The 10,394-nt window shown below is 38.6% G+C and carries 11 protein-coding genes; all 11 read right to left on the bottom strand.

The window, feature by feature from the left end; all coding sequences use genetic code 11:
- Positions 1–481: 481 nt before the first annotated feature.
- The 11 genes from NMK36_RS16370 to NMK36_RS16325 all read right to left on the bottom strand — a co-directional run bounded on the left by NMK36_RS16370 (position 482) and on the right by NMK36_RS16325 (position 10,343).
- Positions 482–1,015 (bottom strand): GDSL-type esterase/lipase family protein, encoded by a 534-nt coding sequence (locus NMK36_RS16370; RefSeq protein ID WP_438822825.1) that lies wholly within the window; start codon positions 1,013–1,015, stop codon positions 482–484.
- Positions 927–1,220, bottom strand: a complete 294-nt coding sequence (locus NMK36_RS29120) for a hypothetical protein (RefSeq protein ID WP_438822824.1) — start codon at positions 1,218–1,220, stop codon at positions 927–929. Before NMK36_RS29120 ends, NMK36_RS16370 begins: the two co-directional genes overlap by 89 nt.
- Positions 1,221–1,409: 189 nt before the next feature.
- Entirely contained in the window at positions 1,410–2,522 is a 1,113-nt protein-coding gene (locus NMK36_RS16365) for an IS630 family transposase (RefSeq protein WP_254172743.1), read from the bottom strand.
- Between the two features lie 316 nt (positions 2,523–2,838).
- The gene (locus tag NMK36_RS16360) at positions 2,839–3,933 is read right to left on the bottom strand and encodes a class III poly(R)-hydroxyalkanoic acid synthase subunit PhaC (protein ID WP_072716888.1); all 1,095 of its coding nucleotides are present in this window, start codon (positions 3,931–3,933) and stop codon (positions 2,839–2,841) included.
- A gap of 82 nt (positions 3,934–4,015) precedes the next feature.
- On the bottom strand, positions 4,016–5,008 hold the full coding sequence (phaE, locus tag NMK36_RS16355; RefSeq protein ID WP_072716899.1) for a class III poly(R)-hydroxyalkanoic acid synthase subunit PhaE: 993 nt from the start codon (positions 5,006–5,008) through the stop codon (positions 4,016–4,018).
- A 144-nt stretch (positions 5,009–5,152) separates the two neighbouring features.
- Positions 5,153–5,875 (bottom strand): acetoacetyl-CoA reductase PhaB, encoded by a 723-nt coding sequence (phaB, locus tag NMK36_RS16350; RefSeq protein WP_072716889.1) that lies wholly within the window; start codon positions 5,873–5,875, stop codon positions 5,153–5,155.
- 45 nt (positions 5,876–5,920) lie between these two features.
- On the bottom strand, positions 5,921–7,111 hold the full coding sequence (gene phaA, locus NMK36_RS16345; RefSeq protein ID WP_072716890.1) for an acetyl-CoA acetyltransferase PhaA: 1,191 nt from the start codon (positions 7,109–7,111) through the stop codon (positions 5,921–5,923).
- A 325-nt stretch (positions 7,112–7,436) separates the two neighbouring features.
- The gene (locus NMK36_RS16340) at positions 7,437–8,648 is read right to left on the bottom strand and encodes an ISAzo13 family transposase (protein ID WP_072721577.1); all 1,212 of its coding nucleotides are present in this window, start codon (positions 8,646–8,648) and stop codon (positions 7,437–7,439) included.
- 337 nt (positions 8,649–8,985) lie between these two features.
- Positions 8,986–9,423 carry a heavy metal-responsive transcriptional regulator gene (locus NMK36_RS16335; RefSeq protein ID WP_254174188.1) on the bottom strand — a complete coding sequence of 146 codons (438 nt, stop codon included), beginning with the start codon at positions 9,421–9,423 and terminating at the stop codon, positions 8,986–8,988.
- Positions 9,424–9,524: 101 nt separating this feature from the next.
- Positions 9,525–9,833 (bottom strand): hypothetical protein, encoded by a 309-nt coding sequence (locus tag NMK36_RS16330; RefSeq protein ID WP_072716893.1) that lies wholly within the window; start codon positions 9,831–9,833, stop codon positions 9,525–9,527.
- A 339-nt stretch (positions 9,834–10,172) separates the two neighbouring features.
- The gene (locus NMK36_RS16325) at positions 10,173–10,343 is read right to left on the bottom strand and encodes a hypothetical protein (RefSeq protein ID WP_186440269.1); all 171 of its coding nucleotides are present in this window, start codon (positions 10,341–10,343) and stop codon (positions 10,173–10,175) included.
- Positions 10,344–10,394: the final 51 nt, after the last annotated feature.

Genomic DNA, 10,394 nt, shown 5'->3' with positions numbered 1-10,394 from the left:
GAACAGACGCGCCATGGCGCGTCTCTCTACTACAATTTTAATGCGTAGTGCTATACCCTTATATCTTCTTATAAAAGCAAGGAAAGTAATAAAAAGCCGAAGAATAGGAGGGCAGATTCAAAAAATACTTGAAATTCTAATTTGCTAGTCATGGTTTCAACTCCTGATAGGGGTTAGTCTTGTTAGTTTGTGGAGTATTCCCCGAACATTGCGTTTGCGGGAAATTCGTCTATTTTTACTGTTTTGCTCACCGCCTTATCTCTAATCGGGTGTTAGTTGAGGAGAATTAACCCCATAGTGGAGTAGAAATAGAACGTTGTGACTCAGAAATTAAGTAGGTTTAATTTTGAACAACTTAATCTTCTGGAATCTAAACAACTTAGCTTTTCTCCTTACTCTTATATTGTATAATTTTTTTTCACGTCTGTACCTTAAGTTTTCCCCCTATTTGCTATTCTGTGATTAGTTTTATTAATCCCTATCAAGCGCTGGTTTCCCAAGAAGGCAGATAGGTGTGAAGACCAGACATGGGTTCCCAGTTGAGAATATCGTGTAATAAGGCTTGATAGCCTCGGATATTGGGATGAAGACCATCAGCACTTAAGTGTAGCCGTCGCCAATGTTCTCCTCGTTTCAACCACAGGTCAAAAATATCGAGATAGGGAATCTGACGTTGTTCACAAGCTAACTGGGTGGCTTGTTTGTAGCGGTACTGGTCAGCGTGATTATAATAAAAACAATCGAGAAATGGCATCTTACTTTCATCCACAGGCACCATTCCCACAAAGAAAACCGGACACAAATTGACGGCTTGATCTAACAAATGATTCAGTTGGGTATGAAAGTGTTCAAATTCTGTAAATGGCCTTCCATTTGCTCGTCCTAACCGGGGAGAATCATTCACCCCAACGGACAGAATCATTAATTCAGGCTGACGATTTCGGAATTCTCCTCGGTGACTCCATTCTTTTTCCAGCCGTTGGGAAACTTGAGCGACACCATTTAGCGACACCATTTCCTCGCACCCCTAAATTATAGAGGGCATGACCGGGATGGTTGGGAGACATCCACAGGCGACGTAAGCGTTCTACCCAACCCCCACCAACGGGATCACCAAATCCATAAATTAGACTGTCTCCGAGAGCAACAATCCTCATGGGAAGATGGGGGTGATAAGGCTTAGGAAAATGGGAAAAAGATTGAGGAGAAAGGGTTCGCATACAAGCCTTCTTTTGAGGTCACATTGAAACCGAGGCGTTAAATTTTAGCACATTAAAATCCCTGACTAGCAGGCAGAATGCCTATTTTAGGGAAATTTAAACTGCTAGTTTTAACATGAATCTAGTCTAGCCTTGCTTTCGTTGAAAAAAAAGTTCCTGATGAACCTTTAAGATTAAGCTGTTGTGTATTTAAACTGTGATTATAGCATTACCTTTGTTTTTAAGTTTACGTCCCCATTTAATAGATAACTGTCCTTCATTTAAAAGCTGATGTAATAAACACTCTAGCTCATCAACTGATTTAAAGAGTCGATGAGCTATATATTCTTTAGCTGAATGCCAGACTAATTCAATTAAATTATAATCTGGACTATATGCTGGAAGAAATTCTAAATAGACATTCGGCATTTCTGCTTTAATTTTTTCTAGGTACTCTTCTTTTTTGTGAAAACTTGCATTGTCAAGAATAATCAGGATCTTAGCTCCTTTTTCTACAAATTCTTCTGCTTGATTTCCCGCTAATACCCATTCATAAATTAGCTCTTGATAAAAACTTTTTAACACTTGATAAAAATTATCTGCATTTCCTTTATCCAGAAATTCTACAAATCTTTTTTTATCCGAGTACCTCAATCCTCCCATCACATTAACTCTTCCTTTCCTCCTGTCTCCTCTAATCTGTTTCCTCTTCCCTTTTTTACACCAATTCTTTCTTTTTATCACTCTTAAATTAAATCCACTTTCATCCCAAAACCATACCTGTAATTGTTCTGGACTTTCTTTTGCTATTTTCAAATATTCTTCTATTTTATCTTTAAATAATTTTCTTTTTTCTGGATCTCTTTTCTCTTCTAAGCTATACTTTGCCCACAAATAAACATACTTTTTTTCCTTTAATATCTTTCTCACTTGTGAACTACTTAATTTGATTCCTGTGATTTGTTCTAAATAAGTTGCCAATCTTTCTCCTGTCCATCTCCCAAATTCATATCCTAATTCTTCCGGTTCTTTTTCTACTGTTTCTAATAATATCTCTATATATTTGTCTGTGGCTTTTCTATAATTTCCTTTCATTCTTTCATCTTTTAGGCTTTCTAATTTGTCAGGGTCTCCATGTACACACCAATAACATACTTTGTTTAATGAGCAGCCCAAAAACTTGGCAATTTCACTTTGCTTTTTACCATCATTTAGCAATAATAAAATCAAGATTCTTTCTCGGATTTGTCCATTTTCTTCCTCTTTCAATCTTTTCTGTAGTTTCTCTACTTGCTTTTCATTTAAATGATTTTTAGCAGGCATCTTTTGATTGATTTTTCTAAACTTGGTTTTTCATTATACCCTATTTAGATGCTTAACAGCTTAGTTTTTTTAATGTTTGCTTGCTACCGATTCAATCCAGTGTTGCTTAAAGATAAACTATGAATATTAATGAAATAATATTCTGATTGTGAAGGTTTTTAGTTACAGTTCTTAATATTGGGAAAGATATATTCAAAAAGGGGAACTGAACTTAAACTTTAGTCAGTATCCCCTTGGTGTTTTTGGGGAGGGTTCGTTCCTAAAATCTGTATCAATACGGATTAGTCATCACCCCAATAGATCCTAGAACATTTTCTTAACCTCTGGCTTTTAACCAATTGGCAATAGTGGGGGGTAAATCCCGTTGCACTTTCCCACTCACATACATTCCAATATGTCCGACGGGGAAAGATTGGACGGTATAATCTTTACTACCCACATATTGTTTTAAGGCGATAGAAGATGATGGATCTACTAAATGATCTTTCTCCGCATACAGATTTAAAACAGGCATATTCACCGCTTTTAAATTCACCTGTTTCTCCCCAATCACAACTTCACCTTTAATTAATTTATTGCCTTGGTAGAAATCTTTTAAAAACTGCCGATAGGCTTCTCCAGCTTGATCTGGACTATCAAAAATCCATTTTTCCATCCGCATAAAATTCAGCAATTTATCTTGACTGCTCATAATATCTGGTAAATCCAAATATTTTTGATATCCCAATTGCAACGGTTTGAGCATCAAAAATTCAAGATTGAGGAAATCTCCGGGAACATTCCCCATCGCATCAATCATTAAATCGACATCTAACGCATCAGAACCTAGGGTACAACCTCCCCGCATATTGAGCAGGGTATTTTTCATTTTAAAATCAACGGGAGTCACCATCACAATTAAGTTCTTCACCTTGTCGGGGTGCATGGAACTATAACAGAGACTAAAGGTTCCCCCTTGACAAATTCCTAACAGATTAATTTTGTCTAATTGATGGGTTTTGCAAATAAAATCGACACAGTTATCCAGATAACCATTTAAGTAGTCATCTAAGGTTAACCAACGATCGGCGCGAGTCGGATATCCCCAGTCGAGTAAATAAACATCTAATCCCAATTTTAACAAATTAGCAACTAAGGATCGATCTTCCTGTAAGTCAACCATAAACGGACGGTTAACTAAGGCATAAACAATTAAAACCGGAATTTGAAAGGGTTTTTCAACTTGGGATTTAAAGCGATATAAAATCACTTTATCTTCCTTATAAACCACTTCTTTAGGAGAAAAACCTACTTCAATATCTTCTTCTCGTAAACGGCTTAAATTTTCCATACCTTTCACGAGTTTTTGCGTTAACTCCACATATTCGTGGGTGGTATCTTCCAAACTTAATTGAGTTAAAAAAGGTAACATAGGTTTAATTCAAGTTAGGGACTGTGGAATGGGGAACAGGCATCTTGCCTGTTAAAAACCTATTAACAAAACAGGTCAACCGTTAACTTTCTGGTTCATACTTTGCCAAAGTTTTTTTCAACCGTTTAACTTCTTTTCGCAGTTCATAAACGGTTTTATGAATTTCATCCACTTCGCTGCGAGAGGGCATATTCATCGCTTTCATCCAAGATTCCATTAATTCTTGTTGTTGAATGCGATAGGCATTTAAAGCATTGAGAAAATCTCCATGAACTTTGAGATTTTCTTCCGAAACAAAAGTCTTCTCAAAAATATCATCAGAAACGATACTCCAGAGATCTTGGAATTTCCTCCAGTCGGTAACGGGTTCGCCTTTTTCAGCTAACTCAACTAACTTTTGAATTAAGGCTTCAAAGGACTTAACTTGAATATCGGATAATAAAATTTGATAATTGTTACTAGCGCGATAAAGATTTGTCCATTGATCAAATCCTTTGAGAATTTTATTATTAAATTCCCGTGTAATTCCTAGGGTGGGACTTTGCAGAAAATTCCCAAAGGTGGGTTGATAAAACATCTCCCAATACAGGTTATTCAGTTCGATCCAAGGTTGGCTATTTCCTGTCCAAGTTTGGTTTAATGGCCCAAGGGAAGACTCCATATAAGCCATCCAAACTTGATTAAATTTTTGGATTTGTTGAGAATATAATTGCCAAAGTTGAGTGGTATCTTGATTGATTTTTTGATTTCCGAGGGAAAAATCATCTAATTGTTTGCGAATTTGGGCGGTATAATTCGTTAAGGTTTTTTGCCAATCCTCTCCGGCTTGAACTTTCGGTAAAATATCTTGCCAAGCATCAAAAGACAACTTCAGAAAACGCATTAATAACTGTTGATTCTGCGTAAACCGTTCTGTTAAAGCGGTCATATTGGGTTTGGTTTCCGCATTTCCGTTTTCTTCGGTTGCTACTCCCATTTGATTAAACCAAGCTTTCCAAATTTGAGTTCCTGCATCTGTCCAAGCATTCACCCAATTTCCGGTTAAATCATTCCAAGTTGCGGTTTCTTTATCCATTTTTTTCACCATGAATTCAATTGTTTAAGAGGAACCCCACCCTCCCTCCCTTTGAAGACGGGAGGAGTTTTTAATCATTTTCTTGAATCAAACAAAATAGGTATGAAACAGGCAATATGCCTGTTCCACTGTCTTGAGTGATGTTTAAGTATGATGGGCTCCATTAACTCTGAGGACTTCTCCGGTTACATAACTACTAGCAACTGGAGATAACAGAAATGCACAAGCCCAAGCAATATCTTCGGGTTCTCCAAAGCGACGGAATGGGATTTCTGCAATAATTTTTTCTTTGATATTATCGGCGATCACTTTGGTCATTTCGGTATTAATAAATCCAGGGGCGATCGCATTTGCCCGTACATTATAACGCGCCGCTTCTCTAGCTAAAGATTTGACTAAACCAATCACAGCCGCTTTCGTTGCGGCATAGTTGGTTTGACCCGCATTACCGCGATCACCTGAAATTGAACTAATGGCAACAATTGACCCAGATTTTTGTTCATACATTCCCGCAACAAAGGGTTTAATCGTATTCACAACCCCTTTTAAATTAACATTAATCACCGCATCCCAATCGGCGGGAGACAGTTTCCCAAAAAAGTTATCACGGGTAATCCCAGCGTTAGCCACAACCCCATAAACCGGCCCTAATTTTTTAGCAATTTTTTTGCCAACAGCCTCCATTTCTTCTAAATTCGTGACATCGGCTTTCGTTGCAAAGGCAGCCGGATGATCATCGGGAATATTAATATCGACAAAAGCAACTTTTGCCCCTAATTCGGTTAATAAAGAGACAATTGTTGCCCCAATTCCTCGACCGCCACCCGTGACAAAAATGACTTTATCTTCTAAACCTAAAGAAACCATACTGTTTACTCCAATTTAAGTGATTAGTCTGAATGCTCAATGCTTTTAAACTCGTTCAATGGCTAAAGCCGTACCGCCTCCGGTTCCATGACATAAGGCGGCTAACCCCAGGGTTTTATCCTGCTCTTTTAAGGCATTCAACAAGGTGACAATAATTCGGGTTCCTGATGCGCCAATAGGATGTCCTAAAGCGATCGCACCGCCATTCACATTCATTTTGTCAAAAGGAACGCCTAACATTTGATTGAATAAACAACTACTGACCGCAAAGGCTTCATTATTTTCTACTAAATCAAAATCAGCAATTGTCATATTCAATTTAGTCAGAAGTTTCTGGGTTGCCAGTATCGGAATTTCCGTAAATCGCCAAGTTTCACCTCCGGCTAAAGTTCCTGACATCAGTTTAGCTAAGGGCGTTAAACCGTATTTTTCCACCGCTTGAGCACTGGCTAAAACGACAGCCGCAGCCCCATCGGAAAGTTGACTACTATTTCCCGCCGTTAATATTCCCTCTTTACTAAAAGCTGGACGTAATTTAGCTAAACTTTCTAAGGTTGTTTCCGGGCGAATTCCTTCATCTTGATCGAGAATTTGGGTGCCTTTTTTACTCACAATTTCTATCGGGGCAATTTCCGCTTTAAAGATTCCCCGTTGAGTCGCTTCTGTCGCGCGTTTGTGGGAATAAAACGCCACTTCATCTAAATTTTGCCGGGTGAACCCATGTTCAGCAGCCACTCGTTCGGTTTCATCCCCCATTCCCTCTCCGGTGGTGGGGTCAGTTAACCCGTCATACACCAGAATATCAATTAACTGTTCCGGTGCGCCCATGAGGAATTTATATCCCCATCTCGCCCGTTGGGAAAGATAAAATCCGGTTTGAGACATGGATTCTATGCCTCCGGCTAAGACGAGATCGGCTTCTCCGGCACGAATGGCGGTTGCGGCATTAATCAGGGTCATCATACCGGAGGAACACACCATATCCACCGCATATCCATCCACATGGGCGGGAATTCCAGCTTTCAGGGCAGCTTGGCGAGGAATGAGTTGTCCGTGTCCGGCGCGGAGAACATTTCCCAAAATGTAGAGGTCTAAGGCATCGCTGGGAACTCCTCCGCGTTCCAATGCAGCTTTGATGACGTGGGCACCAAGATCGGAGGGAGAAAAACCTGCTAAGGAACCGCCAAAACGACCGAGGGGGGTGCGGACTGCTGAAACGATATACACATCAAGCACTAATCCCTGCTCCTCTTGCTAAAACTTTTAAGAACAATGATTCTTTTTTATCATATTTGAGGAGTATAAATTCCTAAATAAAGTATTAAGAATCGAAGAAAAATAATTAAGAATCAAGAAGTTAATGTTAAGAATTGAAGGGTGAATATTAAGTTTTGAAAAAATAAGCAACTGGAGAACGGATCAGAAAAGGATAGAAAAGCCTGATGATGAATTGTTTTGATGAGTTGCGATCGCACAGCACTATCCTTAGAATAATTCCGTTTTTGCTTGACACAAACTCGAAAATTGAGCTATACTTAGGAATGAAAAATCAATAAATGGATTAATGAGTGAGTTGAGGTACGGCTCGATAGTTCCATTTGGGTAAATATTCATCAAAAACAATTTTCAGAGTTTTTTTGAAATGATCAGTTACCTTCCGACCCGTTTGATAGACCTGATCAACGACATTAACAACGACAGATAGCCCTGTATTAGTACGAGTTTTTTCCATGAGAGTTTTGACCAAACCAAGACTGGTAAAAATCACTCCTTGACAAGCTCGAGTTAGATGAGGAAAAAGTCGATGTTCAATGGGATTATATTTAGATGTATAGGGAGGGTAATGAGCAATTCTGATCTCAATTCCAATTTCATCCACTAACTTTTGTAAATCTTGTTTAAAAATATAATGATTAGCATTATTACTGCCACCCCCATCACACTTAGCTAAAATCGAATTGGCATGAGGATAGAGAGCTTTTCCATAATGATTCCACCAATGTTTAAGAGCATTACAAGCAAATTCACTGGTATCTTTACTGTTACCTAATGTTACATATCCTCGGTTTTTTTGAGTATCGTAAATGCCATGGGGAATGACTTTTCCATGACCTAAGCTCCAAAAATCATGATCCCAAGTAGTAACAGGCTCAGTTGTATACAGAGTACCTGGACGATATAAATTCCCTAAAACTTCTTTCTTTTTAGTGTCAAAACTAATAATAGGATTACCGGCTTCTCTATACAGGGTATCGAGTCTAGCAATATTTTCAAATTGAGCATTTCGGTCTTTATTAATTCCTGTAGTTTGCTTTTTTTGTGCTTTTCGCTTGACATACCCATGCTTTTTTAAGAGTTTCTTTACGGTGGGAGGACTGATATTAAATCCGGCTTCCTTAAGTCCCAAAGCAATTTCTTTGTGGGTTAAATTAGTCCATTTAATTGACTCGTTCATAGGATCTCCGGCTGTGCGGGACTTTAACACTTCTAAAAAGGCTTCATCTATTCCAATTTGGGTGGAAAAAATACTTTTTCTTCCTCCTCCTTTTTTTCTAATTCTTACATCATTAATAGTCTGTTCATCCAGTTCTTTTAACTCTTTTATTCCTCGGACGATTGTGTTTCGAGTACAACCCAACAGTTTGATGATATAACTAATTCCTCCCCATCCCAGTTTTTGAGCCTCTATCGCTGCATATCTTCTTTTATCCTTTTCTGATAAAGAGTTATAAAACTTTTTCATTTCTTCCTCAATTGAACTAGAATAAAACATAGGTTTTAAGTTAAGTTGTGTAGTTTAATCGAAAAATCCGTTGCCCGGTTCTCTCAATTTTTGTAAAATCTGCCATCAGTGCCTATACTTCATTATACCTGAAGCCCATCAAGTTATTACTTTTTCATTCCTTAATAAAAGCTGTCAAAAAATATAGGTAAAAATGGCACGACAACTAAAACGTTGGGAATCTCCCCGTTCCCAAGGCAGAAATATTAAAGGAAAAGGGGGTTCGGCGAGGGCGCGACAACTGAAAAAACAACGGCAAACCCTCAGAAACAAACTCAATCAAAACCAAAGCAATGGGAAGGATCAATTAGATACCTTCCCGATTTTTTTAGAATTCACATTCCCCTTGAATGTTAGGACAAATCGTGGTATCCTCGTGATAATGTGATGGATGATCTTGCCAATGGTTGAGTAATTGTTGTAACTCATTTTTTAAAATTTCTAAGGAACTTATTTGGTGATTAATCTCTTCAACTTTCATCGCTAAATGTTGTTTAACCTCCTCACAAGGAAGTTCTCCGCGATCGCTAATATTTAAAATCTCTCGAATTTCACTTAAACTTAAACCCAAAGATTGAGCCCGTTTGACAAATGCTAAACGGTTGACGACCGAGGGATCAAAAAGTCGATACCCGGAGTCAGACCGTTCAACGGTGGGGGCTAATAAACCAATTTCTTCATAATAGCGAACCGTTTTCACCGATAAGCCACTCCGGGTGGCAACATCACCAATTTTTAAGCGTTCCTCTGTAATTACAGCACTCATTTTTAGTGATCCTGATTATTTGCTCATTAAATCAAAAGAACGATTTGATCCAGAAACTGAGTTTCTGAACTTTCCATCGGGATTTAATCTTTTAAAAAAACTTAAAAACCCGGTTTTTTGGATCGACGAGGGCGTAAGTCCTGGGTGAGTTGAGGGAGGGGAGGTCTTGAAGAACTAGGGGGGAGAGCATATTCCGGTGCGGTTTCAGGTTGTTCAATTTTAGAGCGTTGTAACATCCACCAACGCAAGACCAAAATCACCGCCACGCTGGAAAGCCCAAAGGTTAATAACGATAAACTTGAACTCACTCCACCAATCACAGCATCTACAGTTCCAACCGTTACTACAAAACTAACAATAGGTTCTCGACGATAAGCAGACCTGAGAACACGCGGCCATAAAGCATTCATCACAGTTTTACTCTAAATTTCAATTGTGTTAACTTTTAGTACAATCTCTCGGTAGGAGCCGACAGAATCATTCTCTAATCTTCTTCACAAAGAGAGTTTCTATAATCCCAATTTAACTTAATCTCCAAACTTTTGCTGCATTTTACCCCGTGTTGGGTCAGTTGTCATCCGTTATCAGAGTGATCAGAAACTGAGGATTTGACTGATTCTGTTGAGCCTTAGTTCCAGGGAAATCCCAAAATTACAGCCCAACAGGTGAACCCTGAATTAACTTTGACTCATCAGACGAATGACAACCTTCTATAATTAACGGTCAACTATGAACAGTCTTCGCTAAAATTAACTCAACCCCAGCCAGGATAACAAACCCTGTCCGCTAAAATATTCAATTGCCAAGGTGATCAAAAAACCAATCATGGCCGCTCGACCGTTTAACCGTTCAGCATATTGATTGAAACCAAATTTGGGTTCATTTAGGTTGGGGGTTGTCGTCGGTTGTGGTTGATTCATGCTTGAGTTCCTTGGATTTTAAGCGCGTTCATTATGATTTTACCCCTGATT

This window comes from Planktothrix pseudagardhii, from assembly GCF_904830925.1.
In the GTDB taxonomy this organism is placed as follows: domain Bacteria; phylum Cyanobacteriota; class Cyanobacteriia; order Cyanobacteriales; family Microcoleaceae; genus Planktothrix; species Planktothrix tepida.
The sequence above is the reverse complement of the archived record's forward strand: the minus strand, read 5'-3'. Positions and strand labels throughout refer to the sequence as shown.